Source organism: Paraburkholderia sp. CNPSo 3272, assembly GCF_024206495.1.
GTDB lineage: Bacteria > Pseudomonadota > Gammaproteobacteria > Burkholderiales > Burkholderiaceae > Paraburkholderia.
The window spans coordinates 17,460-42,257 of the sequence record NZ_JAMBPQ010000004.1 but is presented as its reverse complement, the minus strand read 5'-3'; the positions used below and the strand labels follow the sequence as shown (position 1 = coordinate 42,257).

The following is a 24,798-nucleotide window of genomic DNA, read 5'->3' as shown; positions in this document are numbered from 1 at the left end:
CGCGCACGTCGTAGACGTGCGGCGCGTTAGCGCGAGCCGGTCAAATCGGTTTTACAGAATCACGCGGCGGAAATCGCCGAGGATCGAAGCGAGGTACGCGTTGAAGCGCGCGGCCGCTGCACCGTCGATCACGCGGTGATCGTACGAGAGCGACAGCGGCAGCGTGAGGCGCGGCACGAACTGCTTGCCGTCCCACACCGGCTTCATCGCGCTCTTCGACAGGCCGAGGATCGCCACTTCCGGGGCGTTGATGATCGGCGTGAAGTGCGTGCCGCCGATGCCGCCGAGCGACGAGATCGAGAAGCAGCCGCCTTGCATCTGCTCCGGCTTGAGCTTGCCTTCGCGCGCGAGCTTCGAGAGCTCGGCCATTTCCTTTGCGATGTCGACGAGGCCCTTCTTGTCCGCGTCGCGGATCACCGGAACGACGAGGCCGTTCGGCGTGTCGGCCGCAAAACCGATGTGGTAGTACTGCTTGAAGACGAGGTTGTCGCCGTCGAGGCTCGCATTGAACGCCGGGAACTTCTTGAGCGCGGCGACGCAGGCCTTGATGACGAACGCGAGCATCGTGAACTTCACGCCCGCCTTCTCGTTTTCCTTGTTCAGCTGCACGCGCAGCGCTTCGAGGTCGGTGATGTCCGCTTCGTCGTTGTTCGTGACGTGCGGGATCATGACCCAGTTGCGATGCAGGTTCGCGCCGGAGATCTTCTTGATACGCGACAGCGGCTGCGTATCGATCGGGCCGAACTTCGTGAAATCGACCTTCGGCCAGGGCAGCAGGTTCAGGCCCACGCCGCCTGCAGCCGGTGCGGCTGCTGCGCCGGCAGGCGCCGCAAGCTGGCCCGTCATCACGCCCTTGACGAACGCGGTGACGTCGTCCTGGGTGATGCGGCCCTTCGGACCCGTACCCGTGACACGGGCAACGTCCACGCCGAGTTCGCGCGCGAACTTGCGCACGGACGGCGAGGCGTGGCTCGGACGGCGCGAGCCGCCTTCGCCTGCCGGAATGATCGGCGCCTGCGCGAGCGCAGAAGGCGCTGCGGCAGCAGCCTTGGCCGGCGCTTGCTGGGGCGCGTCCGCCGGCTCTTCGACGTGCTTCGCAGCCGGTGCGGCGGCGGGCGCCCCGGCGCCTTCCGCTTCGACGACGACGATTTCGGTGCCTTCCGACACGTTATCGCCGACCTTGACCTTGATCTCCTTGACGACGCCGGCCACGGGGCTCGGCACGTCCATCGTCGCCTTGTCCGACTCGAGCGTGACGAGCGACTGCTCCTTCTCGACGCGGTCGCCAACCTTCACGCCGATCTCGATGACCGGTACGTCCTTGTAGTCGCCGATATCGGGGACCTTGACCGACTGCACGCCGCCGCTTGCGGCGGGCGCTGCAGCGGGGGCCGGCGCAGCCGCCTGCGCGGGCGCGGCGGCAGGAGCGGCCTTCTCCGCCTTCGCGGCGGGAGCGGCAGCCGCGGGCGCGGCGCCTGCACCGGCGCCGTCCAGCACCAGCACGAGCGAGCCTTCCGATACGTTATCGCCGACCTTGACCTTCACTTCCTTGACCGTGCCCGACGCCGGGCTCGGCACGTCCATGGTCGCCTTGTCCGACTCGAGCGTGATGAGGGACTGCTCTTTTTCGACGGTATCGCCCGCCTTCACCAGCACCTCGATCACAGGAATGTCCTTGTAATCGCCGATGTCCGGCACCTTGACTTCGATCGCTTGACTCATTGTTAGTGTCTCCGGGGCCGCATACGACGCGCCTCCCCGCTTCGGGGAGGCGCGCATGCCATGCACAGGGGTGATGGGTTAGACGGTCATCGGGTTGGGTTTGGACGGATCGAGGTTGTACTTGGCGATCGCCTCGCCAACCACCTTGCGCTCGATCTTGCCTTCGTCTGCGAGCGCATTGAGCGCTGCAACCGTGGTCCAGTAACGATCGACTTCGAAGAAGTGACGCAGCTTCTCACGCGTGTCCGAACGGCCGAAGCCGTCGGTGCCGAGCACCACGAACTTGCGTGGCACCAGACCGCGGATCTGGTCGACCAGCGCACGGACATAGTCGGTCGAAGCGATGATCGGGCCTTGCGTGTCCTTGAGCAGCTTCTCGACGTGCGATTCGCGGCGCGGCTCGCTCGGGTGCAGCAGGTTCCAGCGCTCGACTTCGTGACCTTCGCGAGCGAGTTCGGTGAAGCTTGGCACGCTCCAGAGGTCGGCTTCGACGCCCCAGTCGTTCTTCAGCAGATCGGCGGCGGCGATCACTTCGTTGAAGATCGTCCCCGCGCCCATGAGCTGAACGCGCGGCGCCTTGGCGTTCGCGCCGGCCTTCCTGAACGAGTACATGCCCTTGATGATGTCGGCCGCCACGCTCTCGCCCTGCGGAATCGCCGGGTGCTCGTAGTTCTCGTTCATCACCGTGACGTAATAGAACACGTCTTCCTGGTCCTGCACCATGCGGCGCAGACCGTCCTGCATGATGACCGCGAGTTCATAGCCGAACGTCGGGTCGTAGCTCACGCAGTTCGGCACCGAAGCCGCCCACAGGAGCGAGTGGCCGTCTTCGTGCTGCAGACCTTCGCCGTTGAGCGTCGTACGGCCCGCCGTGCCGCCCAGCAGGAAACCGCGCGAGCGCATGTCGCCAGCGGCCCACGCCAGGTCGCCGATCCGCTGGAAGCCGAACATCGAGTAGAAGATGTAGAACGGGATCATGATCTCGCCGTGCGTCGAGTACGACGTCGCAGCTGCGATCCAGTCCGACATGCCGCCGGCTTCGTTGATGCCTTCCTGCAGGATCTGACCGGTTTCCGATTCCTTGTAGAACATCAGCTGGTCGGAATCTTCCGGCACGTATTTCTGGCCTTGCTGATTCCAGATGCCGATCTGGCGGAACAGGCCTTCCATACCGAAGGTACGCGACTCGTCCGGCACGATCGGCACGACGCGCTTGCCGAGCGCCTTGTCCTTCAGCAGGATGTTCAGGATCCGCACGAACGCCATCGTCGTGGAGATCTCGCGGCCTTCGCCCGTGCCCTTGAGCAGCGGCTCGAATGCGTCGAGCGCCGGCACCGGCAGCGACTCGGCCTTCTGGCGGCGAGCCGGGAGGTAACCGCCGAGGTCCATGCGCTTCTGGCGCATGTACTCGAGTTCCTTCGAGCCTTCCTCGAACGTGAGGTACGGCACGTCGACGATCTGCTCGTCCGTGATCGGCAGGCGGAACTGGTCGCGGAACTTCTTGAGCTGGTCCACCTGCATCTTCTTCTGCTGGTGGGTGATGTTCATGGCCTGGCCCGCTTCGCCCATGCCGTAGCCCTTGATCGTCTTCGCGAGGATGACGGTCGGCTGGCCCTTCGAGTTCGAAGCCTCGTGGAACGCCGCGTAGATCTTGTGCGGGTCGTGGCCGCCGCGGTTCAGGTTCCAGATGTCGTCGTCGGACCAGTCGGCGACCAGCGCCTTCAGTTCCGGCGTGTTGAAGAAGTGCTCGCGCACGAATGCGCCCGACTCCGACTTGTACGTCTGGTACTCGCCGTCGACCACTTCCATCATGCGGCGCATCAGCGCGCCCGACTTGTCGCGTGCGAAGAGCGCGTCCCAGCGGCTGCCCCAAATGACCTTGACGACGTTCCAGCCGGCGCCGCGGAATTCGCTTTCGAGTTCCTGGATGATCTTGCCGTTACCGCGCACCGGGCCGTCGAGGCGCTGCAGGTTGCAGTTGATGACGAACACGAGGTTGTCCAGACGCTCGCGGCCGGCCATGCCGATCGCGCCGAGCGATTCCGGCTCGTCCGTTTCGCCGTCGCCAAGGAAGGCCCACACCTTGCGGCCATCGGTTTTGGCGATGCCGCGCGCCTGCAGGTACTTCATGAAGCGTGCCTGGTAGATCGCCATGATCGGGCCGAGACCCATCGAGACGGTCGGGAACTGCCAGAAGTCCGGCATGAGCCACGGGTGCGGGTACGACGAGATGCCCTCGCCGCCCACTTCCTGGCGGAAGTTGTCGAGCTGCTTCTCGGTCAGGCGGCCGAGCAGGAACGCGCGCGAGTAGACGCCCGGCGACGAGTGGCCCTGCACGAACACGAGGTCGCCGCCATGCTCAGCCGAGGGCGCGCGCCAGAAGTGGTTGTAGCCGACGTCATAAAGCGTGGCCGCCGATGCGAACGAAGCGATATGGCCGCCCACGTTCGTGTGCTTGCCCGCGCGCAGCACCATGGCCATGGCGTTCCAGCGCGTGTACGAGCGGATGCGGTGTTCGATGTCCTGATCGCCCGGGTTCCTGGCCTGGTTGGCAACGGGGATCGTGTTGATGTACGGCGTGTTCGCCGAGAACGGCAGATGCTCGCCGTGCACGCGGGCGAATTCGATCTGCTTTTCGATCAGGTAGTGGGCGCGATCAGGGCCGACAGTCGAAATGACGCCGTCCAGCGCTTCGAGCCATTCGGCGGTTTCCTGGGCATCCTCGTCCTTGTCGGCGGCAACGTACTTGAGGACTTCGTCGGGTACAGCGGACATGCTTGTCTCCTGGATATAGGGGAACGCTGTTGATCGGACCATGCGGGCGGCGACGCTTAAGACGTGACCGGGCCAACCGCAGCAGCTTCGGGGCGATTGTAATGACCCCCCTGACCATCGCGCAACAAAATTTTCGAATTGCGAGATGCGATTTTATAATGCGAAAAATTGCTGCAGCGCACGCTTAATCGTTCGCGCCCTTGAGCCGATAACGGCCAGTTTGCACCCGTTTATCGGCGATTTACGGCTTTTTTCGCGGCATTTCCGTGTCTTACGCTGAGCTACAATCCTTGCCATGTTGACCGAACGGCTTTTCGCACGCTCGGCGCGGCCGCCCGGAACGCCCGGCGAGTCGTCGCCATCTCGCTGGCACCACGGACCCTGGTGGTCGAATTCCTATTTGCTGACGCCGCTCCTGTCGATCCTCGTGTTCCTGATCGTCATGAGCCTGATTTTGTGGAGCCTGAACCGCCGCGAGCAACAGCAGCAGGAAGACACGCTCTATCGCAACGTCGCATGGGCTCAACAGCAGATCCGGCTTTCCATGACAGGCGCGCAGGAGCAGCTGCAGGCGCTCGCTCGCGACCTCGCGGCGGGCCACAGCGATCCGCAGTATTTCCAGACGTCCACCACGGACATCATGCAGGGCCATCCGGAGATCCTCTATCTCAACTGGTACACGAGCCAGGAGGCGCCGCGCTGGCCCAACACGGCGATGCCGGTATTCGGCCAGCGCCTCGCGAAGCCCAACGACGCGCAAATGGACGAGGCCGTGAAGGCCGCTTTCGCGGAGGCGCGCGCCACGCGCCGCCAGGTGTATTCGCCGCTTATTTACGATGACGTCGGTAACGGCTACATCACGCTGCAAACGCCGGTATACCGTGATCGTGAATTTCTTGGGTCGATCGCGGCCGTGTTCTCGGTCGAAGGCATCCTGAAGCACGACATCCCGCCCGAGCTGTCGGCCAAGTACAAGATTTCGATTCTCGACGCGAACAACCGCGAACTCGCGACGACCTCGACGCGTCCGCGCCTGCCGCGCGACGTCTATTACGATCTGCCGCTCGACCCGCCTGGCCAGGGCGTTTCGGTACGCGTGTACTCGTATCCGCAGATGACCAACTTCACGAACAACACGCTCGTGTGGCTGGTCGCGGGGCTGTCGTGCTTCGTGCTGTGGAGCCTCTGGAGCCTCTGGAAGCACACGCGCCAGCGCTTCGAGGCGCAGCAGGCGCTCTATGCGGAGGCGTTCTTCCGCCGCGCGATGGAAAACTCGGTGTTGATCGGCATGCGCGTGCTCGACATGCACGGTCGCATCACGCACGTGAACCCGGCGTTCTGCCGCATGACGGGCTGGGACGAAAGCGACCTCGTGGGCAAGAACGCGCCGTTCCCCTACTGGCCGCGCGACGCCTACCCCGAAATGCAGCGCCAGCTCGACATGACGCTGCGCGGCAAGGCGCCTTCCTCGGGGTTCGAACTGCGCGTGCGCCGCAAGGACGGCTCGCAGTTCCACGCGCGGCTCTATGTCTCGCCGCTCATCGACAGCTCGGGCCGCCAGACCGGCTGGATGTCGTCGATGACCGACATCACGGAGCCCAAGCGCGCACGCGAAGAACTCGCCGCCGCGCACGAGCGCTTCACCACCGTGCTCGAAAGCCTCGACGCCGCCGTCTCGGTGCTCGCCGCCGACGAAGCCGAACTGTTGTTTGCGAACCGCTACTACCGCCACCTCTTCGGCATCCGTCCGGACGGCCATCTGGAACTCGCGGGCGGCGGCGGCTTCGATTCGGCGAGCGCCTCTTCCGATTCGATCGACATGGTCGACGCCTTCGCCGGCCTGCCCGCCACCGCGCTCACCGAGAGCACGGCGGACGCGCAGGAGGTCTATGTCGAGAGCATCCTGAAGTGGTTCGAAGTGCGCCGCCAGTACATTCAGTGGGTGGACGGCCACCTCGCACAGATGCAGATCGCAACCGACATCACCACGCGCAAGCAGGCGCAGGAACTGGCCCGCCAGCAGGACGAGAAGCTCCAGTTCACGAGCCGCCTGATGACGATGGGCGAAATGGCCTCGTCGCTCGCGCACGAGCTGAACCAGCCGCTCGCCGCGATCAACAATTATGCTTCGGGCACCGTCGCGCTCGTGAAGTCGGGCCGCGCCGCCCCCGACAACCTGCTGCCCGTGCTCGAGAAAACGGCGCAGCAAGCCGTGCGCGCGGGCATGATCATCAAGCGCATCCGCGAGTTTGTGAAGCGCTCCGAGCCCAAACGCCAGGCCACGCGTGTGGCCGACATCGTCGCCGACGCGGTGGGCCTCGCCGAGATCGAGGCGCGCAAGCGCCGCATCCGCATCGTGACCGACATGCGCTCGCGCATGCCCGTGATCTACGTCGATCCGGTGCTGATCGAGCAGGTGCTCGTCAATCTCTTGAAGAACGCCGCGGAAGCGATGGCCGAGGCGCGCCCGAATGCGATCGACCCGGTGATCCGCGTGATCGTGAAGCGCGAAGGCGGCAACGTCTGCATCAGCGTGGTCGATCAAGGCCCCGGCGTCGACGAAGCCACGGCCGAGCGCCTCTTCGAACCCTTCTATAGCACCAAGTCGGACGGCATGGGCATGGGCCTGAACATCTGCCGTTCCATCATCGAATCGCACCGCGGGCGTCTCTGGGTGGTCAACAACGTCGAATCCGACGGCCACATCAGCGGCGCAACGTTCCATTGCAGTCTGCCCATCGGCGAATCGGACACCCCCTCGCGGAACACCGAAGAACCGACTCCACAAACCGTTACGGGAGAGTCATGAACAGCCCAGTCACCACCCAGGAAACCGTCTTTGTTGTCGATGACGACGAGGCCGTACGAGACTCCCTGCGTTGGCTCCTCGAAGCGAACGGCTACCGCGTCCAGTGTTTCAACAGCGCGGAGGAGTTCCTCGAGGCATACCAGCCGGCGCAACAGGCCGGCCAGATCGCCTGCATGATTCTTGACGTGCGCATGCAAGGCATGAGCGGCCTCGAACTGCAGGAACGTCTGATCGCCGAAAACGCCTCGCTGCCGATCATCTTCGTGACGGGCCACGGCGACGTGCCGATGGCCGTCTCGACCATGAAGAAGGGCGCGATGGACTTCATCGAGAAGCCCTTCGACGAAGCGGAACTGCGCAAGCTCGTGGAGCGCATGCTCGACAAGGCGCGCAACGAAAGCAGCAACGTGCAGCAACAGCGCGCGGCCGCCGAGCGCCTCGGCAAGCTCACGGCGCGCGAGCACCAGGTGCTCGAGCGCATCATCGCGGGGCGCCTGAACAAGCAGATCGCCGACGACCTCGGGATCAGCATCAAGACGGTGGAGGCGCACCGGGCCAACATCATGGAGAAGCTCAACGTCAACACGGTCGCCGACCTGCTGCGTCTCGCGCTCTCCAACAAGCCGCAACAGGCGCAGCAGTAAGCGCGTCTTTCTCCGGCGACATGCGCGCACCACGGCGCGCGCATGCCGCCGGCGGCGTTTCGCCGCGACCTCTTCCCTCCCCCATCGTCCGTTCAGGCAGGAGCACTGCCGCTGCGCGGGTATAATATCGCCCTTCGAATGGCGCCCGCCCCACGCGCGCCAGCGCTCGCGTCCGAACGAGCCCGAACGAGCCCGAACGAGCCCAAACAGAGCCCGCATTGCCCACTCTCGACCCCGACCGACCATGACTGCCACTATCATCGACGGCAACGCCCTCTCCAGGAAACTGCGCGCGCAAGTCGCCACACGCGCCGCCGCCCTCACCGCCCGCGGCCATCAGCCGGGACTCGCCGTCGTGCTGGTCGGCGACAATCCGGCGAGCGAAGTCTACGTGCGCAACAAGGTCAAGGCCTGCGAGGACAACGGCCTCTACTCGTCGTACGACCGCTATCCCGAGTCGCTTTCCGAAGCCGACCTGCTCAAGCGCATCGACGAGTTGAACCGCGACCCGAAGATCAACGGCATTCTCGTGCAGTTGCCGCTGCCGAAGCACATCGACAGCCACAAGGTGATCGAAGCCATCGCGCCGGAGAAGGACGTGGACGGCTTTCACGTCGCCAACGCGGGCGCGCTCATGACGGGCCAGCCGCTCTTTCGCCCCTGCACGCCCTATGGCGTGATGAAGATGTTCGAGGAATACAGGATCCCGCTCGAAGGCGCGAACGCCGTGGTGATCGGCCGCTCGAACATCGTCGGCAAGCCGATGGCGCTCCTGCTGCTCGAAAAGGGCGCGACGGTCACGGTCTGCCACAGCAAGACGCGCGACCTCGCGAAGCACACGCGCGACGCCGATATCGTGGTCGCCGCGGTGGGCAAGCGCAACGTGCTGACCGCCGACATGGTCAAGCCCGGCGCGACCGTGATCGACGTGGGCATGAACCGCGACGACAACGGCAAGCTCTGCGGCGACGTCGATTTTGCGGGCCTGAAGGACGTGGCCGGCTTCATCACGCCGGTGCCGGGCGGCGTCGGCCCGATGACCATCACGATGCTCCTCGTGAATACGATCGAAGCCGCGGAGCGCGCGGCAGGCGCGTAAGCAACACGCTGCGACGCGCCGCAGCACGACGTTACCGAAGCGGCCCCTCACGGGCCGCTTTCTTTTTTGCGGCGCCGCGCGCTCGTACGGCGACAGCCGCGATTGCGCCATCGCCTCCCGACATCTGTTAATTTGCTCGGATAACCCGGTTGGAAAGCGCGACTGGCGCCCCAATACTCTGCCTGTCGGGCGCACGCATGCCGCGCCCCGACCCCCTAACCCGCGACAGACAGGAACAGGAAGCATCATGGCTACTACCCCCTCCGACAATCCGCTCCTCGACTTCACCGGACTGCCGCGCTTTGGCGAAATCCGCCCCGAACACGTGACGCCGGCGCTCGACGTCCTGCTCGCGAACGCGAAGGCCGCGGTCGAGCGTGCCGCGCAACCCATGACGCCGGCGCAATGGAGCGACGTGGTCGAACCGGTCGAGCGCGCCAGCGAGCCGCTTTCGCGCGCCTGGGGCGTGGTCGGCCACCTGAACGCCGTCGCCGACACGCCGGAACTGCGCGCCGCCCACGGCGAGAACCTGCCGCGCGTGACTGAATTCTGGTCGAGCGTCGGCCAGAATCTCGAGCTTTTCAAGAAGTACAAGGCCATCACGAATCACAACTCGTTCGAGCTGCTCTCGGGCGAGCGCAAGAAGATCCTCGACAATTCGCTGCGCGACTTCCGCCTCTCCGGGGCGGAATTGCCCGAAGAGCAGAAGCCGCGCTTCGCCGAACTGCAGGAGCGCCAGGCCGCGCTGGCCAAAGCCTTCTCCGACCATGTGCTCGACGCGACCAATGGCTACGCGTTCTACGCCACGAATGAAGCCGACCTGGCGGGCCTGCCCGAAGACGTGATCGCCGCCGCGCGCGAAGCCGCGGAGCGCGAGAACAAGGAAGGCTGGAAGTTCACGCTGCACTTCCCCTCTTATTTCCCAGTGCTGCAGTACTCGGAAAACCGCACGATGCGCGAGACGATGTACCGCGCCTACGTCACGCGCGCGTCCGAGCTTGGTCCCGTCTACGGCGGCGGCAAGGCCGAATGGGACAACACGGCGATCATCGAGGAGCAACTGAAGCTGCGCGCCGAAGAAGCGAAGATGCTCGGCTATAACAACTTCGCCGAAGTCTCGCTCACGCCGAAGATGGCGGAAACGCCGGCTCAGGTGATGAGCTTCCTCGAAGACCTCGCCACGCGCGCGCGCCCGCACGCCGAAAAGGACTGGGAAGAGCTGCGCGAGTTCGCCGCGAGCGAACTGGGTCTCACGCAGATCGAACCGTGGGACATGGCGTTCGCCGCCGAGCGTCTGCGCCAGAAGCGCTATTCGTTCTCGGAAAACGAAGTGAAGCAGTACTTCCCCGAAGACTTCGTGCTGCAAGGCCTCTTCAAGGTCACGGAAACGCTCTTTGGCGTGCGCATCAGCCCGGACAGCGCGCCGGTGTGGAATCCCGATGTGCGTTTCTTCCGCGTGGAAAACGCGGACGGCACGCTCGTCGCGCAGTTCTATCTCGACCTCTATGCACGCGAAGGCAAGCGCGGCGGCGCATGGATGGACGACGCCCGCTCGCGCCGCAAGCTCGAAGGCAACGACGTGCAAACGCCCGTCGCGTATCTCACGTGCAACTTCTCGGCGCCGGTCGGCGGCCGCCCCGCGTGCTTCACGCACGACGAAGTCATTACGCTCTTCCACGAGTTCGGTCACGGCCTGCACCACATGCTCACGCGTGTGGACGAACTGGGCGTCTCGGGCATCAACGGCGTGGAGTGGGATGCCGTCGAATTGCCCTCGCAGTTCATGGAAAACTTCTGCTGGGAATGGGACGTGGTGCGCGAAATGAGCTCGCATGTCGAGACTGCCAAGCCGCTGCCGCGCGAACTCTTCGACAAGATGCTCGCCGCGAAGAACTTCCAGAGCGGTCTCGGCACGCTGCGCCAGATCGTGTTCTCGATGTTCGACATGGCGCTGCACGTGGACTTCGACGCTTCGAAGGGCAAGAGCGCGAACGACCTCGCACGCGAGATCAACGAGCGCTACCACGTCATTCCGCAGGCATCGTTCTCGCGCTGGCCGAACACGTTCAGCCACATCTTCGCGGGCGGCTACGCGGCCGGCTACTACAGCTACAAGTGGGCCGAGGTGCTTTCCGCCGATGCCTATGCCGCCTTCGAGGAAGCCGCGCAAGCCGCGAAGTCGAGCGTGCTCGACGAAGCGACCGGCACGCGCTACCGCAAGGAAATTCTGGAAGTGGGCGGCAGCCGTCCGGCGATGGAGTCGTTCAAGGCCTTCCGCGGCCGCGAGCCAAACATCGACGCGCTGCTGCGCCACAACGGCATGGAGCAGCCGCCGGCACAGCAGTGACCACATGACTCGCTCGTAAGCAATCCGAACGAAAACCGCGCATGAGTGTGTAACCCATGCGCGGTTTTTTATCGCCTCGCGTTTTATCGATGCAGCCTGAAATCGACGCTTTGCGGCCGCCCTTCGAGCGCAAGCGCCGCGCGCTGCGCGGGTTGCCGGCTCACCACCCTGCCCCGGCTCACGACCGCGATCCGTGCCGCGCGCAGCCGGATCGCCTCGATGGGATCGTGCGCGTCGAGCACCACGAGGTTCGCCGCGCAACCGGGCGCCACACCGTAGCCTTCGAGTCCGAGGATCGTCGCGGCATTCACGGTCACCGCGTCGAACGAGGCGCGTGAGGCGTCGGTGCCCGTCATTTGCGCGACGTGCAGGCCCATGTGCGCGACTTCGAGCATGTCGCCCGAGCCGAAGCTGTACCACGGGTCCATCACGCAGTCGTGGCCGAACGCAACGGTCACGCCTGCCGCCATCAACTCGGGCACGCGCGTCATGCCACGGCGCTTCGGGTAGGTATCGGCGCGCCCTTGCAGCGTGATATTGATGAGCGGATTCGCAATCGCCGCGACACCCGACTCGCGCATGAGCGGGATCAGCTTGCTCACGTAGTAGTTGTCCATCGAATGCATCGACGTGAGATGCGAGCCGGCTACGCGCCCATGCAGGCCCAACCGGTGCGTTTGCGCCGCGAGCGTTTCGATGTGGCGCGAGAGCGGGTCGTCGGATTCGTCGCAATGCATGTCCACGCGCAGGCCCTTTTCGGCGGCGAACTCGCAGAGCAGACGCACCGATTCGGCGCCGTCGGCCATCGTACGCTCGAAGTGGGGAATGCCGCCTACCACGTCCACGCCCATCGCGATTGCGCGCTTGAGATTGTCGAACGCACCGGGGCTGCGCAATACGCCATCCTGCGGAAACGCCACGAGCTGGAGATCGAGATACGGCGCGACACGGCGCTTCACTTCGAGCAGCGCCTCGACGGCGAGCAGCCGTGCGTCGCACACATCGACGTGAGAGCGAATCGCAAGCAGCCCGCGCGCGACGGCCCAGTCGCAGTACTGCAGCGCGCGCTCGACGAGCGCCACTTGCGTGAGATGCGGCTTGAGCTCGCCCCACAGCGCGATGCCCTCCAGCAGCGTGCCCGACGCATTCACGCGCGGCAGGCCATACGAGAGCGTGGCGTCCATGTGGAAATGCGCATCGACGAACGGCGCGCTCACGAGCGCACCCTCGGCATCGATCTCTTCGCGCGCCGCCGTCGTGAGATGCGGCTCCACCGCGGCAATGCGCCCCGCCTCGATGCCGATATCCACCGTCGGATATCCAGCGGGATGCGCATGCGCGAGCACCGCGCGGCGAATGATCAGGTCCATCTGCGGCTCCTTGTTCTGTCGTGGCGCTTTCGTTAAGACTCGCGTCGATTCTATCGGCGCCAGAATCGCACTGCCAGCGGCGTGACCGGCCTCCACGCAAACGCGTCAGACGAGAGCAATCGGGCCGTCGTCTTCGGCGGGATCGTCGTCGAAGAGCGCGAACTGCCCGCGCAGTGCCGGGTTCTCCTCTTCGAGCCGCACGCCCACGCCGAGCAGACGCACCGCCAGCTTGCGCCGCGCGAGCCCTTTTTCGAGCATCAGCAGGAGGGTACGCACATCGGTGGCATCGGCCACGCACTCGACCGTCGTACGCTGGAAGTCGGCGAAGCGGATCTTCACGAACAGCTTGCGCACCGCGTGTGCGCAACCCGCGCGTTCAATGCGCGCATCGAGCTGCACCGCAAGGCGCTTGAGCTCCTCGCTGCACGCTTCGAGCGTGAGCAGATCGTTCACGTAGGTCGTCTCGACGCTCACCGACTTGCGCTCCTGATCGGCGCGCACAGGCCGGTCGTCCAGGCCGCGCGCGAGTTCGTAGAGCCGCTTGCCGAACGCGCCGAAATGCCGATGCAGATCGAACAGCGACCATGTGCGCAGTTGCGCGCAGGTGGTGAGCCCGAGGTTTTCGAGCTTCGCTGCCGTGACCTTGCCGACGCCGTGAATCTTGCGTACGGGCAATGCGGCGACGAAGGCATCGACGTCAGGCGGCCGCACGACGAAGAGGCCATCGGGCTTGTTCCAGTCCGAGGCGATCTTGGCGATGAACTTGTTCGGCGCGACGCCGGCCGATACCGTCACGCCCACGGTTTCGCGCACGCGCGCGCGTATTTCCTCGGCGATCAGGGTGGCGCTGCCCTTGCAGCGCGAGGCACGCGTGACGTCGAGATAGGCTTCGTCGAGGGAGAGCGGCTCGACGTCGGGCGTGTAGTCGCGGTAGATCGCCATGATCGCGCGCGAGGCGGTGCGGTACTTCTCCATTGCCGTGGGCAGGATCAAGAGCTCGGGACACTTGCGCATGGCGAGCGCCGACGACATCGCCGAATGAATGCCGAAGCGCCGCGCCTCGTAGTTGCAGGTGGCGATCACGCCGCGCTGGTCGGGCCGGCCGCCCACGGCTAGCGGGCGGCCGCGCAACGAGGGGTCGTCGCGCATTTCGACCGACGCATAGAAGCAGTCGCAGTCGCAATGGACGATCTTGCGAGCGGCGGCGGCAAGTGCTGCGGCGGTGCGGCCCGGGTCGGGCGCAACCGGCGGCGCGAGGTTGGAAGAAGGCGCGTTCACGGTCCCGATACTGTACAAAAACACAGTACCATTTTCAAGACAAGTTGTGTCCGCGCCCTTTGTCGGCTCCCGTACCGCTTCGGATCGGCCGGACCGTCTCTGGTCTGCCGGCTGCGCGGGCCTATACTCGTGCGGATTGAACAGGCCACGAGCGTGAGGAACGGATCGATGAAAACGATCGGCGTGATTGGGGGGATGAGCTGGGAATCGTCGGCCGAGTATTACCGGCTGCTGAACCGCCACGCGAAGGCGCGTCTGGGCGGCCATCACAACGCGCGCAGCCTGATGGTGACCGTGGACTTCGCGCAGGTCGAAGCGCTCCAGCGCGCGGGCGACTGGGACGCGCTAGGCGTGCAGATGGCCGAAGCCGCGCAGCAGCTCGAACGCGGCGGCGCCGATATCGTGCTGCTCGCGACGAACACGATGCACCGCGTGCGCGCCTCGATCGAGGCGACGATCTCGATCCCCTTCCTGCATATCGCGGACCCGACCGGGGAGGCGCTGCGCGCCGCGGGCTTCACGCGCGCGGGCCTGCTCGGCACCCGCTACACGATGGAACAGGACTTCTATGTGGGTCGATTGCGCGAGACGCATGGCGTCGAAGCGATCGTGCCGAACGAACACGATCGCGCGGACGTGCACCGGATCATTTACGACGAGCTGTGTCACGGCAACGTTGATGCGCAGTCGCGGCGTGTGTATCAGCGCGTGATCGAAGACCTCGCGGCACGCGGCGCGCAGGCGGTAATTCTCGGCTGCACGGAAATCACGCTGCTAATCGGACAGAACGATTCGGCCCTGCCGGTGTTCGAGACGACCGCGTTGCACGCTCAGGCCGCGGTGGATTGGGCGATTGCGAGCGAAGCAGGTGCTTGAGCGATGGCACTCGTTGCAGCTTCGAGCGGCAGAAAACAAAAAACCCGCTCAGAGCGGGTTCATTGATTGGCACGAGGCCTTGCTACTTAAGACGTTTGGTTGCGGGGGTAGGATTTGAACCTACGACCTTCGGGTTATGAGAATTTTCAGTATCACCCGGTGCCAGTCAGTGCCAATCCTTTGTTTTTCAAGGCTTTCCGGCGCTTGTATGTCTCTGTCAACGCCACCCAGTCGCGCCCGGTGCCAAACGGCAAATGTCCTGGATTTGTACTACCGGCCCGGCGCGAAGCAGAGTGCGACAGACGATGGGAACGAAACACCAGCGCTTCCAGATTGATCGGGATTTCACGCGCGCGCTGCGCGTCACGGGCGACTATCAGGCGTACCAGTGCGACGAACTACCGGGCTTCGAGGTGAAGGTGACACCCGCAGGTTCGGCAAGCTAGACATACCGTTGGACGAAGCCCGTCGGCACCCACGGCCGCAAGACGATCGGCTATTGCCCCGCCATGAATCCCGTCGACGCGCGCAACGCGGCGAAGCGCGAAAGCGGGATTATCGACCATAAGGGCGACACGCTCACCGTTGCGGCTGCGGTGACGGCAAGCGAAATCGCCGCGACCGCGAGAAAGTAGCTTTTCATGTTTGCCGTTAGAAGAAAGCCCCGCCGAAGCGGGGTAGTTGGCTTACGAAGGGGATTTTGCGGCGCAAGCCTTTACGTCTACGGCATGCTTTAGTCCACCTGGCACAGACTCCGGTTGATCTTTATCAGGTGGCTCTATCGTCACACTGTCAATGTGCTCTTTGATACGAACGGCCTTTTTTAGATTTCCTTTAACAATATTTCCAGCCGCGTCAATAAAATCAGTGTACGTGTTGATCGTTAGAATTACCGGCTTCGCCCCCGAGTTTCCACGCCAGTTTGCCCACATGGAATAAGGACCGATTCTGGAGCCGCCCAGAGCCTTTGATTGAATATCCCCAATGCGCCCCCCCATCGGATCGCTAACGATATCGAAGTTACAAAGAACAAATTCTTTGAACGTCGTGTTTTGATTCAAAAGCGGAACAATAGCCGAATCAAAATCGACAGACCCTGTGCCGTCTAACGCCAAAACGGCAAACGGGAAGAATAGCAATATTGGAAATACTCGCTTCATTTAGTAACGTAAGAATTTAACCCGCGCATTTTGCAAGTCGCCCCCCGGACGCTTGCCACGTGCGCGAAGCGGCGCTACCGGGACCGCTAAAGTGGTCAATATGTGCGCCGCGAATACCGCCGCCCGTGTCGTCGGCCGATCGTTCGCCAACAACTCGACCACCATCGCTGGAGGCAATATACACCCGTGACCGCCCCGGAATAACAGTAGGATCAACAGCTATCGAACGATTCGCAACAACATCACCAAAGCGGCCATGTGCGGCGTCAGTTTCGCTCAAACGCGCCTGTGCGGGATTGTTCAAGATATCCGGGTGCCCATGCGCATTGTTATGCCAACCGCCGCCACCGCCATCGTAACGAACAAAACGGCCGTCTAGTGTTTCGCCAGTTCCCTGCATTGGTACGCCGCCAGCGCCGTAAAGAAAATCTTGGCGATGACTACCACACACGCCGGGCGCTTGAACCATCGGACCGCGCGCGTCGTGTTCGTCTGCAATAATGTAATGGGTGATATGGAAACCGGATTCGTACCATGCTTCTTTCAACGTAACACGCAGCGGAACCGCCGTGATATCGCCATCCGTCACCGTTAGCGTCACGTCTCCGGGTTCGCGCGATTCAAGAACGACCAGTGCGCAACCGCTCGAATCAGTCGGACCCGATACCCGCACGGTATCGTTACTGCGGTTACTTTTGACTGTGAGGCTACGGCCGGACAGTGGAGCGCCGCCACGGCTTTTTACCGTCGCTTTGATTGGGACATGGTAGAGAATCTTCCCGTGTTGTACGCGCGACGCAGATGGAATCATAGGCAATTTATCGCCGTACTTGTTATCGGGAATCTCCCACGACAACAGATTTGCAGCAATCTGAACGACAACGCATGAATCGGGGTTTGTGTTTGTGCAGGCGGTATCGTGGACCGTTACATAGTTTGTGTTATCCGGCAATTCCTATTTCTCCGATTGAAGTTTGAGGCTTGATGCGCTGCGCGTAACCACTCGCTCAGTGTGGCCGCTTGCGTTCGTGGTTCCCGTTATTACCCGTTCGCCATCAACGATGATTCTGTAACGCATATCCGCAAGCGGGCGGCGCGCTTCTTCGAGCAAGGTGAATTGCTCGTCGTAGAGTGTGTCTTGCGCTACGTCGCCGGGTGATTGTGTCGCTCCTACGCTTTCAGTGTCCGAAGCGACGTGGACGAAACACCCAACACCTTCGCCCGCGATAACACGATTCTTGCCGCACGGGCATAGCACGCGATCACCCTGGATTACTACCTGCGTTCCATCATCGCTCATGCCGTAGCCGGTGCCGACCATTGGCCACGAACCTTTGCAGTTTCCGCACGTTGCGCGCTCGCCGTGTAGCGCTATGCTTCTCTCCTGTTCAATGCTCCACTTCGAGCCTTAACGCCTGGCTTCCATTCGTTACTATCCGTTGCGTACGGCCGCCCGAATCAGTTACGCCGCTTGCTAACACGTTCGAACCGGTACGGACGCGATAGCGAACATTGCGCAACGGATTTCCTTCGCGATCGGTGAGCGTGAAACGTTCGTCGTAGATATCGCGCGATGGCGTTTGGGCCTTCAAGAGCCGCGCCGAATCCCCTATATCGTCCATGCTTTCGGAACGACCGTAGACCGCCATAACCACGGGCATCGGTTCACACTTGCAAATAACCCCGTCGCCGCTTACCGCCTGTGCGCCGCGCTTGTGATGATCGGTGCGCAGATAGCGCGCAATTCCCGCATGAGGCACGAGAACGCCCCAAGTTTTGCAAGCCTCGCAGTAAGCCTGATCGCCCAGATAGGCGACGGCCCGTTCCCTACCATCCGGGCCTTCGATCCACTCGTCACGTTCAAGGACGTGAACATTCCCGCCGCTGGAGATTGGATCGCCGTCCACGATTGCATAGTACGTCGTCATCGTTGCCCCTTTGCTCCGTGCGCGACATCGAGACAAAGGCGCTTCATACCGTCGGTAGGGATGCGCCTTGTCTTCCCGCTCGCGTCAGTGACACCGCTCAAAACGGCTGATTCGTTGTATCGAACGCGGTAGCGGACACCCGCAAGCGGGCGACCTCCTGAATCAGTTAGCGTGTATTGCTCATCGTATGTCGCGTTCTGACCGGCGAAGGATTGCGGCCCACTCGTTGCGCGTGCAACGGCGCTATAGTCTTCGTCATCGCACCATGATTCGCCCGCAAGCTTCGCAATGATTCGGGGTGGCGTTGCGCAGTTGCATAGGACGATATCGCCGTCCGCTGCGGTTTCACCCATAAAGTTGATTCGGCGCGGGCCTCCAGATTTCGCAATAACGCCCGTGCTTTTGCATGCCTCGCAATACGCAGAGCCGCCGATTAATGCGACCTGGTGGCCGCCGTCGCCCCACGCGCAAAGCGGGGCTTCGTAATGGTCGATTTGCCCGCCTGTACTGAGTTGGTCTCCTACAACCGCTACCCGTCGCATCATGGCTATTCCCCTTGTTCGTTACTGGCGCGACAATTCGACGCCGTGTTCGTTCAGAGGGACAAATATGTTGGGCGTGCGCACGTCGCGATGCGGGCTATCGTTTATCACGTCGCCGTTATCCAGCAGGCTACCAACGACCGCGAAGGCGTAATCGGGTTTGCCAGGCACTCCGATTCCGGTAATGATGCGTGCGCGGGTGCCGTCGGCGTACTCGATGAAATCGCCGATGCGCCCCGCGCGTTGCTGCACGTCGCGAACCTCGTATGTGCCGGTAGCCTGCTTGAGAACGCCGCCGCGTTTTGTCGTTGCCCCGGCTACCGCGAAGCGGGCCGATGGCTCGCGGGGCGCGGGCACCCATTCAGGATCGAACAGACCTTCAATGGCTTTGCCTTCTTCCACGAAGATTCCGCGCCCCGTCCATACGGTCGAAATAATCCGGTCGCCGTTGCTGAGTCGGCTTCCGACAAGCGCGGCGGGTTTGCCGCATATGACCGACGCATTGCCTGCGCCGTCCGCAATGACTGCTTCGCTTCCGTCGCTGTACGTCACAATGTCATCAACGCAAGCGAGCGGAAGCCCCCCGATGCGGATTCCCGAACCGCTCGTAACGCACCCGCCGCGCTCGGTGCGCGCGCCGACTGTTGCAAATTCATATTTGGTGCCTTTGCGTTCCTGCTGATCCGACATTTACAGTGCTCCCAAGAAAAAGCGCGGTGGCCGCGCGAAAGCGACGAAGCCAGAAATTGGGTTTCGTTCGCAACCTCTACGACGGTAGTACGCATTTGCCCCCTAATACAATGGGACAAGTCTGAACAATGGTTAAACACCCATGCGAGGCAGATAAACCTCGCAATATTTGGCGTCTTTCCATTCTGGATTGGGATAACTGCCCGCGCAGCACCGCGCTCCGCAAGAGCACTTGAGCGAGCGCGGCGCGTAGGCAATGACAAGCAACGCGCGCGGTAGCGGCGCGAGCCGATCGAGCTGGCGACGCACGCGCGCGGCCTGTGCCGTGGCATCGGTGCCCGTGAGCGTGGACGGTGACGGTACGCCTTGATGAAGCACGCCTAGCGAAGACATACCGCCGCGCTCTACGGCGTGGCGCAGCGCGTCGCGCAAGGCGGCGGCGTGACTGGCGTATAGGTCGCGCATGGCGAGCTTTTCCAGGGGGAGGTACGGCCAGAAACGACAAAGCCCAAAGACAACTACCGCGATTGCGGACGCGCGCTCGGCGTGGACTTGGTAGCGAATCCCGATTGCTCGCAACCGATGACACGCTAGCCGCGCGGTCGGCGGCTTGCTTCTGGTCGGCGCATGGCTGCAGCGAAGCCGCAGACAAGGGCGACTTTGCGCGAACCACGAGCGTTATCAACGCCCCGGCGATGGACCAGCAGGCGAAGCGCGAAACCTATTGGGCCATAGCCAAGAGCGCATTTGCGCTTGCCTGATTCGCACGGTGCAGATGAGCGGCGGCCATGTGGCAAGCGTTTGTCGGTCTGTGGACGGGCGACGAAGTACACGCGGCAATCGGCGTAGGCAATGTCTGCGGCGCATTCGTCTATCTGCTTGAAACGACGGAATGGCGACGGTGGAAAAAAGGCGGGTATGCGGTGATAGCCGGTAGCCAATCCGGCGCCGTAGCGATTAAGTATGTACCCGTGGGGGTGAGCGCGGAGCCACGCAAGATAGTCCGCATCGGTGCGGACACCGTCGAACACGATTGCGCTCATGGAGTACTGCATCGGGGGGCATAGATCAAGCGAACAACAAAAAACCCGCTCAAGGCGGGTTTCTTTTTTCAGGCAAATTCGCCTAGGCTGCACGGCGATTGTCCTGAGAATTTCTTACGGGCAATACAGGGCGATTCTGGGAGACACACAAAACCGGCTGTAAGCGTTGCTACTTAAGACGTTTGGTTGCGGGGGTAGGATTTGAACCTACGACCTTCGGGTTATGAGCCCGACGAGCTGCCAGACTGCTCCACCCCGCGTCCGTCAGAGAAAAGAATTATAGGGTGCACGCGCTTGTCCGTCAAGGGTCTTCTTCACATGACTGAAACAACGCGGGTTCGGACACCGTCGGCAGGCAATCGCAACACCCGAATTACTTCGGACAACCTGGCAAATTTCACTGCGCCTGCACGGGTTCCACCAGCGTGCGCACCTCTTCCGCCCAGGCAAGCCACATCTCCTGCGTATGAATGCCCGCCTTGAGGATCGCGTACTGCAACCGCTGCCCGCGCGTGAGCGATGCCGCGCCGAAATCGCGCTGCTCGATCTCCCGATAGGTCGCGAGACGCGCGCGATTTGCTTCGATGAGCCGCGCGAGTTCCTCGGCGAGGCCGAGCGGCCCGATCACGGCATCGGCGCGCAGCTTGAGCAGGAACACGTTGCGCGAATCGAGGTCGAGCGCGGTCTCACGCACCCAGCGCGCCACTTCATCTCGCCCCACAGGCAACACGCAATAGACCTTCTTGCGCGACGCGGCGGCCGTCTCGTCCTCGATGACCGACACCCACCCCGCCTCGACCATGCGGCCCAACTCGCGATAGATCTGCTGATGGGTGGCGTGCCAGAAGTAGCCAATCGCGCGGTCGAACCGGCGCGCGAGGTCGTAGCCCGACGAAGGCTTTTCCAGCAAGGCGATGAGGATGGCATGCGGCGTCGACATGCGGCGATTCTAAACCACGTCCCACCAACGCCCAATCTGTTGCGGACCGAATTTTCCCACTATGCAACTGGTTGCATAGATTCGACGGCTTTGCTATGTTTGAGCTTGCCAGCCGGCTCGCACGCCGGCGCATCGAATCACGCGACGGCAGCCGCACCCGGCCGCCGCCCCAGTCAAGGAGATATGGATGTCCCTGCCCGCCGTGCTGCGCCGCGGCCTGTCGATTCCCGTCGTCGGCTCGCCCCTGTTCATCATTTCGAATCCCGATCTCGTGATCGCCCAGTGCAAGGCGGGCGTCGTCGGCTCGTTCCCCGCGCTCAATGCGCGGCCGGAGCACGTGCTCGGCGAATGGCTCGACCGTATCACCACCGAACTCGCCGAGTACAACGCGACGCATCCGCACGCGCCGGCGGCGCCCTTCGCCGTCAACCAGATCGTGCACAAGTCGAACGACCGCCTCGAGCACGATCTCGGCGTGTGCGCCCAATACAAGGTGCCGATCGTCATCACGTCGCTCGGCGCGCGCGAAGAAGTCAACCACGCGATCCACGCATGGGGCGGCATCGTGCTGCACGACGTCATCAACAACACGTTCGCGAAGAAGGCCATCGAGAAAGGCGCGGACGGCCTGATCGCCGTGGCTGCCGGTGCAGGCGGCCACGCCGGCACGCTCTCGCCGTTCGCCCTCATCCACGAAATTCGCGAATGGTTCGACGGCCCCCTGCTGCTTTCGGGCGCGATCGGCAACGGCAACGCGATTCTCGCGGCGCAGGCGGCGGGCGCCGATCTCGCCTATATCGGCTCGGCGTTCATCGCCACGCATGAAGCGAATGCCGTCGACGCCTACAAGCAAATGATCGTCGAAGGCGGCGCGGGCGATATCGTGTACTCGAATCTCTTCACGGGCGTGCACGGCAACTATTTGCGCCAGAGCATCGTGGCAAGCGGACTCGATCCGGAGGCGCTGCCGCAGTCGGACCCGTCGGCGATGAATTTCGGCTCGACGCGCGTGAAGCCGTGGAAGGACATCTGGGGCTCGGGCCAGGGCATCGGCGCGGTGAAGAGCGTGTTGCCGGCAGCTGAACTCATCGCGCGTCTGAAGCGCGAATACGAGGCGGCGCGCGTGCGTCTGGGCGTGTTCAGCGCGCCGCAAGCCGAGGAACAAACGGTGGAACAAGCCGCGCTTTGATGCGCGGCGCGAGGCGGAAGCGATCATGCCGCGTCCGCCTCGCCTCGTAATGAAGCGCCGCCTTTTACGCGTGCGATTTCACGCGCGCGATTTCCTCTTCGACATCGCGCAACTGATCCTTGCCAAAGTACATTTCCTCGCCGACGAAGAACGTCGGCGAACCGAACGCGCCGCGCTCGAACGCCGATTGCGTGTTCGCAAGCAGCGTGGCTTTCACATCGGCGTCCTGAATTGCCGTTTCGAATGCCGTGGCGTCGAGGCCATCGGCCTCGAGCGCCGCGCGAATCACGGCGCGGTCGTCCATCTTGAGGCCCTCTTCCCACATGTGCACGAACATGCGGTCCACGTAGCGCTCGTACGTACCGAAGCGCTGCGCCGCAACTGCGCCGCGCATGATATGCAATGTGTTCACCGGAAAGTGCGGATTGGGCCGATAAGCGCTCAGCCCATGCCGCTCGATGAAGCGCCTCATCTCGAGCATCATGAACTTGCGCTTGTTTTCGATGTCCGCGAAGGCCTCGGCCGGCGAGCGATTGCCGCTCAGTTTGAAAAGGCCGCCAAGCAGGATCGGCACATACTCGAAACGCACCTGCTGGCGCGCTTCGATGCCGCCGATCACCTTGTGGCACAAGTAAGCGTTAGGACTACCGAAGTCAAACAGAAACTGCACCTTGATGTCACCCATCGTGTCTCCCCTATATAAATACGCGCACCTTTGCCCGGACGCGCCGACGTCCTAAGATACCTGAAACCGGGCCGCTGTAATCGACAGTGAGACAAACATCATGACGCAAAAGAAAGCCGTACTCGTAATCGGCGCAGGCGATGCCACCGGAGGCGCCATCGCGCGCCGCTTCGCACGCGAAGGCTACATTGCGTGCGTGACGCGCCGCAACGCCGACAAGCTCGCGCCGCTCGTCGCGCAGATCGAAGCCGAGGGCGGCGAAGCGCACGCTTTCGGCTCGGACGCGCGCAGGGAAGAGGACATGATCGCGCTCTTCGCGGACATCGAAACGCGCATCGCACCCATCGAGGTGGCGATCTTCAATATCGGCGCGAACGTGCGCTTCGGCATTACCGAAACCACGGCGCGCGTCTATCACAAGGTCTGGGAAATGGCCTGCTTCGCCGGGTTTCTGATGGGCCGCGAAGCCGCGAAAGTCATGCTGCCGCGCGAGCGCGGTTCGATCTTCTTCACGGGCGCGACCGCGAGCCTGCGCGGGCGCGAGGGCTTTGCGGCATTCGCGGGCGCGAAGCACGCGCTGCGCGCCCTTGCCCAGTCGATGGCGCGCGAACTCGGGCCGCAGGGGATTCACGTCGGGCAGATCATTGTCGATGGCGCGATCGACACCGAGTTCATCCGCGAGAATTTTCCCGAGCGCTACAAGCTCAAGGAACGCGACGGCATCCTGAACCCCGAGCACATCGCCGACGCCTACTGGACACTGCACCAGCAGCCGCGCGATGCATGGACGCACGAACTCGATCTGCGGCCGTGGCTGGAGCAATGGTGAGGCAACTGTTGCCCGCTTTGCGAAGCAGGCGATAATGGCGCCGAAGTGCAACAAAAGCACACCGTCACCCTATCGAGCCTCACATGAAAATCGCAACGTGGAACGTCAACTCCCTCAAGGTCCGTCTGCAGCACGTCATCGACTGGCTCAACGAGAGCAAGACCGACGTGCTCTGCCTCCAGGAGCTCAAGCTCACCGACGACAAGTTCCCGCGTGCCGAACTCGAGGCGCACGGCTATCGCAGCTGGTTCGCGGGCCAGAAGACCTATAACGGCGTGGGCATCCTCGTGCGCGAAGGCCTGTTCGTCGACGAGGCCACGGTCGTGCGCAACATTCCGGGCTTCGAAGATCCGCAGCAGCGCGTGATTGCCACGACCATCGGAAACGTGCGCCTGGTGAGCGCGTATTTCCCCAACGGCCAGGCGCCCGGCACCGAAAAGTTCGCGTACAAGCTGCAATGGCTCGACGCCATGCACGACTGGCTCGCGCAGGAGATGCAGCGCTATCCGAAGCTCGCGCTGCTCGGCGATTACAACATCGCGCCCGAAGACCGCGACGTGCACGATCCGAAGGCATGGGAAGGCCAGAACCTCGTCTCGCCCGAAGAGCGCGCGCAGTTTCGCCGGCTGCTCGAACTGGGTTTCGTCGATGCGTTCCGCCAGTTCGAGCAGCCCGAAAAGCTCTTCACATGGTGGGACTATCGCATGTTCGCGTTTCGCCGCAACGCGGGCTTGCGCATCGACCATATCCTGCTCTCGCCCGCGCTTGCCGGGCACCTCACCGCGTGCGAAGTGGACAAGGTGCCGCGCAAATGGGAACAGCCATCCGATCACACGCCAGTGATCGCCACGCTCGATCTGGCGGGCTGAACG

Annotated in this window: 23 protein-coding genes and 1 tRNA gene; 10 read left to right on the top strand and 14 right to left on the bottom strand. The window is 63.1% G+C overall.

All coding sequences use genetic code 11. The features are described from left to right. Positions 1-51: 51 nt before the first annotated feature. A complete protein-coding gene (gene aceF / locus M3I53_RS06440) occupies positions 52-1,722 on the bottom strand; it encodes a dihydrolipoyllysine-residue acetyltransferase (RefSeq protein WP_254315150.1) in 1,671 nt (556 codons plus the stop codon). A gap of 78 nt (positions 1,723-1,800) precedes the next feature. Then, positions 1,801-4,497 (bottom strand): pyruvate dehydrogenase (acetyl-transferring), homodimeric type, encoded by a 2,697-nt coding sequence (aceE, locus tag M3I53_RS06435; protein ID WP_254315149.1) that lies wholly within the window; start codon positions 4,495-4,497, stop codon positions 1,801-1,803. 295 nt (positions 4,498-4,792) lie between these two features. Here aceE and fixL point away from each other — a divergent pair, with 295 nt between their 5' ends. The 4 genes from fixL (at position 4,793) to M3I53_RS06415 (ending at position 11,396) form a co-directional block, all read left to right on the top strand. Then, positions 4,793-7,306 (top strand): oxygen sensor histidine kinase FixL, encoded by a 2,514-nt coding sequence (gene fixL, locus M3I53_RS06430; RefSeq protein ID WP_254315148.1) that lies wholly within the window; start codon positions 4,793-4,795, stop codon positions 7,304-7,306. Further along, entirely contained in the window at positions 7,303-7,950 is a 648-nt protein-coding gene (fixJ, locus tag M3I53_RS06425; RefSeq protein WP_254315147.1) for an oxygen response regulator transcription factor FixJ, read from the top strand. Before fixL ends, fixJ begins: the two co-directional genes overlap by 4 nt. Positions 7,951-8,194: 244 nt before the next feature. Beyond that, positions 8,195-9,049 (top strand): bifunctional methylenetetrahydrofolate dehydrogenase/methenyltetrahydrofolate cyclohydrolase FolD, encoded by an 855-nt coding sequence (gene folD, locus M3I53_RS06420; protein ID WP_254315146.1) that lies wholly within the window; start codon positions 8,195-8,197, stop codon positions 9,047-9,049. Between the two features lie 247 nt (positions 9,050-9,296). Then, positions 9,297-11,396, top strand: a complete 2,100-nt coding sequence (locus M3I53_RS06415) for a M3 family metallopeptidase (RefSeq protein ID WP_254315145.1) — start codon at positions 9,297-9,299, stop codon at positions 11,394-11,396. Positions 11,397-11,479: 83 nt separating this feature from the next. On the opposite strand, the gene M3I53_RS06410 is transcribed toward M3I53_RS06415, so the two are convergent. Together M3I53_RS06410 and dinB are read right to left on the bottom strand one after the other, a co-directional pair. After that, positions 11,480-12,766, bottom strand: coding sequence for an amidohydrolase family protein (locus M3I53_RS06410; protein WP_254315144.1), 1,287 nt, complete (start codon positions 12,764-12,766; stop codon positions 11,480-11,482). Between the two features lie 105 nt (positions 12,767-12,871). After that, positions 12,872-13,957, bottom strand: coding sequence for a DNA polymerase IV (gene dinB / locus M3I53_RS06405; RefSeq protein ID WP_254315390.1), 1,086 nt, complete (start codon positions 13,955-13,957; stop codon positions 12,872-12,874). A gap of 255 nt (positions 13,958-14,212) precedes the next feature. On the opposite strand from dinB, the gene M3I53_RS06400 reads away from it, so the two are divergent. From M3I53_RS06400 to M3I53_RS38150, 3 genes are all read left to right on the top strand, one after another. Then, the gene (locus M3I53_RS06400) at positions 14,213-14,920 is read left to right on the top strand and encodes an aspartate/glutamate racemase family protein (protein ID WP_254315143.1); all 708 of its coding nucleotides are present in this window, start codon (positions 14,213-14,215) and stop codon (positions 14,918-14,920) included. 305 nt (positions 14,921-15,225) lie between these two features. Beyond that, the gene (locus M3I53_RS06395) at positions 15,226-15,366 is read left to right on the top strand and encodes a hypothetical protein (RefSeq protein WP_254315142.1); all 141 of its coding nucleotides are present in this window, start codon (positions 15,226-15,228) and stop codon (positions 15,364-15,366) included. 63 nt (positions 15,367-15,429) lie between these two features. Next, the gene (locus M3I53_RS38150) at positions 15,430-15,555 is read left to right on the top strand and encodes a hypothetical protein (protein WP_302057587.1); all 126 of its coding nucleotides are present in this window, start codon (positions 15,430-15,432) and stop codon (positions 15,553-15,555) included. Between the two features lie 51 nt (positions 15,556-15,606). On the opposite strand, the gene M3I53_RS06390 is transcribed toward M3I53_RS38150, so the two are convergent. From M3I53_RS06390 to M3I53_RS06350, 9 genes are all read right to left on the bottom strand, one after another. Further along, the gene (locus tag M3I53_RS06390; protein ID WP_254315141.1) at positions 15,607-16,080 is read right to left on the bottom strand and encodes a hypothetical protein; all 474 of its coding nucleotides are present in this window, start codon (positions 16,078-16,080) and stop codon (positions 15,607-15,609) included. Between the two features lie 16 nt (positions 16,081-16,096). Further along, positions 16,097-17,032 carry a 3D domain-containing protein gene (locus M3I53_RS06385; RefSeq protein ID WP_254315140.1) on the bottom strand — a complete coding sequence of 312 codons (936 nt, stop codon included), beginning with the start codon at positions 17,030-17,032 and terminating at the stop codon, positions 16,097-16,099. A gap of 3 nt (positions 17,033-17,035) precedes the next feature. Continuing rightward, positions 17,036-17,401, bottom strand: a complete 366-nt coding sequence (locus tag M3I53_RS06380; protein WP_254315139.1) for a hypothetical protein — start codon at positions 17,399-17,401, stop codon at positions 17,036-17,038. A 67-nt stretch (positions 17,402-17,468) separates the two neighbouring features. Next, complete coding sequence (locus tag M3I53_RS06375; RefSeq protein ID WP_254315138.1) at positions 17,469-18,008, bottom strand: PAAR domain-containing protein; 540 nt, start codon at positions 18,006-18,008, stop codon at positions 17,469-17,471. A 563-nt stretch (positions 18,009-18,571) separates the two neighbouring features. Next, positions 18,572-19,240 (bottom strand): PAAR domain-containing protein, encoded by a 669-nt coding sequence (locus M3I53_RS06370; RefSeq protein ID WP_254315137.1) that lies wholly within the window; start codon positions 19,238-19,240, stop codon positions 18,572-18,574. A 132-nt stretch (positions 19,241-19,372) separates the two neighbouring features. Beyond that, the gene (locus M3I53_RS06365) at positions 19,373-19,705 is read right to left on the bottom strand and encodes a hypothetical protein (protein WP_254315136.1); all 333 of its coding nucleotides are present in this window, start codon (positions 19,703-19,705) and stop codon (positions 19,373-19,375) included. 125 nt (positions 19,706-19,830) lie between these two features. Then, the gene (locus tag M3I53_RS06360; RefSeq protein ID WP_254315135.1) at positions 19,831-20,283 is read right to left on the bottom strand and encodes a hypothetical protein; all 453 of its coding nucleotides are present in this window, start codon (positions 20,281-20,283) and stop codon (positions 19,831-19,833) included. A gap of 183 nt (positions 20,284-20,466) precedes the next feature. Next, positions 20,467-20,543: transfer RNA gene (locus M3I53_RS06355), tRNA-Met, on the bottom strand. A 137-nt stretch (positions 20,544-20,680) separates the two neighbouring features. Beyond that, a complete protein-coding gene (locus M3I53_RS06350) occupies positions 20,681-21,223 on the bottom strand; it encodes a PadR family transcriptional regulator (protein ID WP_254315134.1) in 543 nt (180 codons plus the stop codon). 187 nt (positions 21,224-21,410) lie between these two features. On the opposite strand from M3I53_RS06350, the gene M3I53_RS06345 reads away from it, so the two are divergent. Beyond that, positions 21,411-22,412 carry a nitronate monooxygenase family protein gene (locus M3I53_RS06345; RefSeq protein ID WP_254315133.1) on the top strand — a complete coding sequence of 334 codons (1,002 nt, stop codon included), beginning with the start codon at positions 21,411-21,413 and terminating at the stop codon, positions 22,410-22,412. Positions 22,413-22,476: 64 nt separating this feature from the next. Here the strand turns inward: M3I53_RS06345 and M3I53_RS06340 are convergent, their stop codons facing one another. Further along, entirely contained in the window at positions 22,477-23,097 is a 621-nt protein-coding gene (locus M3I53_RS06340) for a 2-hydroxychromene-2-carboxylate isomerase (RefSeq protein WP_254315132.1), read from the bottom strand. Positions 23,098-23,197: 100 nt separating this feature from the next. Between M3I53_RS06340 and M3I53_RS06335 the strand changes: the two genes are divergently transcribed. Together M3I53_RS06335 and xth are read left to right on the top strand one after the other, a co-directional pair. Further along, positions 23,198-23,926 carry an SDR family oxidoreductase gene (locus tag M3I53_RS06335; protein WP_254315131.1) on the top strand — a complete coding sequence of 243 codons (729 nt, stop codon included), beginning with the start codon at positions 23,198-23,200 and terminating at the stop codon, positions 23,924-23,926. An 83-nt stretch (positions 23,927-24,009) separates the two neighbouring features. Further along, the gene (gene xth, locus M3I53_RS06330) at positions 24,010-24,795 is read left to right on the top strand and encodes an exodeoxyribonuclease III (protein ID WP_254315130.1); all 786 of its coding nucleotides are present in this window, start codon (positions 24,010-24,012) and stop codon (positions 24,793-24,795) included. The last annotated feature ends 3 nt before the right edge of the window (positions 24,796-24,798 follow it).

Bases quoted from the DNA above. Each gene is read 5' to 3' on its own strand.
- aceF (WP_254315150.1), bottom strand. From the start codon at position 1,722: ATGAGTCAAGCGATCGAAGTCAAGGTGCCGGACATCGGCGATTACAAG.
- aceE (WP_254315149.1), bottom strand. From the start codon at position 4,497: ATGTCCGCTGTACCCGACGAAGTCCTCAAGTACGTTGCCGCCGACAAG.
- fixL (WP_254315148.1), top strand. From the start codon at position 4,793: ATGTTGACCGAACGGCTTTTCGCACGCTCGGCGCGGCCGCCCGGAACG.
- fixJ (WP_254315147.1), top strand. From the start codon at position 7,303: ATGAACAGCCCAGTCACCACCCAGGAAACCGTCTTTGTTGTCGATGAC.
- folD (WP_254315146.1), top strand. From the start codon at position 8,195: ATGACTGCCACTATCATCGACGGCAACGCCCTCTCCAGGAAACTGCGC.
- M3I53_RS06415 (WP_254315145.1), top strand. From the start codon at position 9,297: ATGGCTACTACCCCCTCCGACAATCCGCTCCTCGACTTCACCGGACTG.
- M3I53_RS06410 (WP_254315144.1), bottom strand. From the start codon at position 12,766: ATGGACCTGATCATTCGCCGCGCGGTGCTCGCGCATGCGCATCCCGCT.
- M3I53_RS06400 (WP_254315143.1), top strand. From the start codon at position 14,213: ATGAAAACGATCGGCGTGATTGGGGGGATGAGCTGGGAATCGTCGGCC.
- M3I53_RS06395 (WP_254315142.1), top strand. From the start codon at position 15,226: ATGGGAACGAAACACCAGCGCTTCCAGATTGATCGGGATTTCACGCGC.
- M3I53_RS38150 (WP_302057587.1), top strand. From the start codon at position 15,430: ATGAATCCCGTCGACGCGCGCAACGCGGCGAAGCGCGAAAGCGGGATT.
- M3I53_RS06390 (WP_254315141.1), bottom strand. From the start codon at position 16,080: ATGAAGCGAGTATTTCCAATATTGCTATTCTTCCCGTTTGCCGTTTTG.
- M3I53_RS06380 (WP_254315139.1), bottom strand. From the start codon at position 17,401: ATGGTCGGCACCGGCTACGGCATGAGCGATGATGGAACGCAGGTAGTA.
- M3I53_RS06375 (WP_254315138.1), bottom strand. From the start codon at position 18,008: ATGACGACGTACTATGCAATCGTGGACGGCGATCCAATCTCCAGCGGC.
- M3I53_RS06370 (WP_254315137.1), bottom strand. From the start codon at position 19,240: ATGTCGGATCAGCAGGAACGCAAAGGCACCAAATATGAATTTGCAACA.
- M3I53_RS06365 (WP_254315136.1), bottom strand. From the start codon at position 19,705: ATGCGCGACCTATACGCCAGTCACGCCGCCGCCTTGCGCGACGCGCTG.
- M3I53_RS06360 (WP_254315135.1), bottom strand. From the start codon at position 20,283: ATGAGCGCAATCGTGTTCGACGGTGTCCGCACCGATGCGGACTATCTT.
- M3I53_RS06350 (WP_254315134.1), bottom strand. From the start codon at position 21,223: ATGTCGACGCCGCATGCCATCCTCATCGCCTTGCTGGAAAAGCCTTCG.
- M3I53_RS06345 (WP_254315133.1), top strand. From the start codon at position 21,411: ATGTCCCTGCCCGCCGTGCTGCGCCGCGGCCTGTCGATTCCCGTCGTC.
- M3I53_RS06340 (WP_254315132.1), bottom strand. From the start codon at position 23,097: ATGGGTGACATCAAGGTGCAGTTTCTGTTTGACTTCGGTAGTCCTAAC.
- M3I53_RS06335 (WP_254315131.1), top strand. From the start codon at position 23,198: ATGACGCAAAAGAAAGCCGTACTCGTAATCGGCGCAGGCGATGCCACC.
- xth (WP_254315130.1), top strand. From the start codon at position 24,010: ATGAAAATCGCAACGTGGAACGTCAACTCCCTCAAGGTCCGTCTGCAG.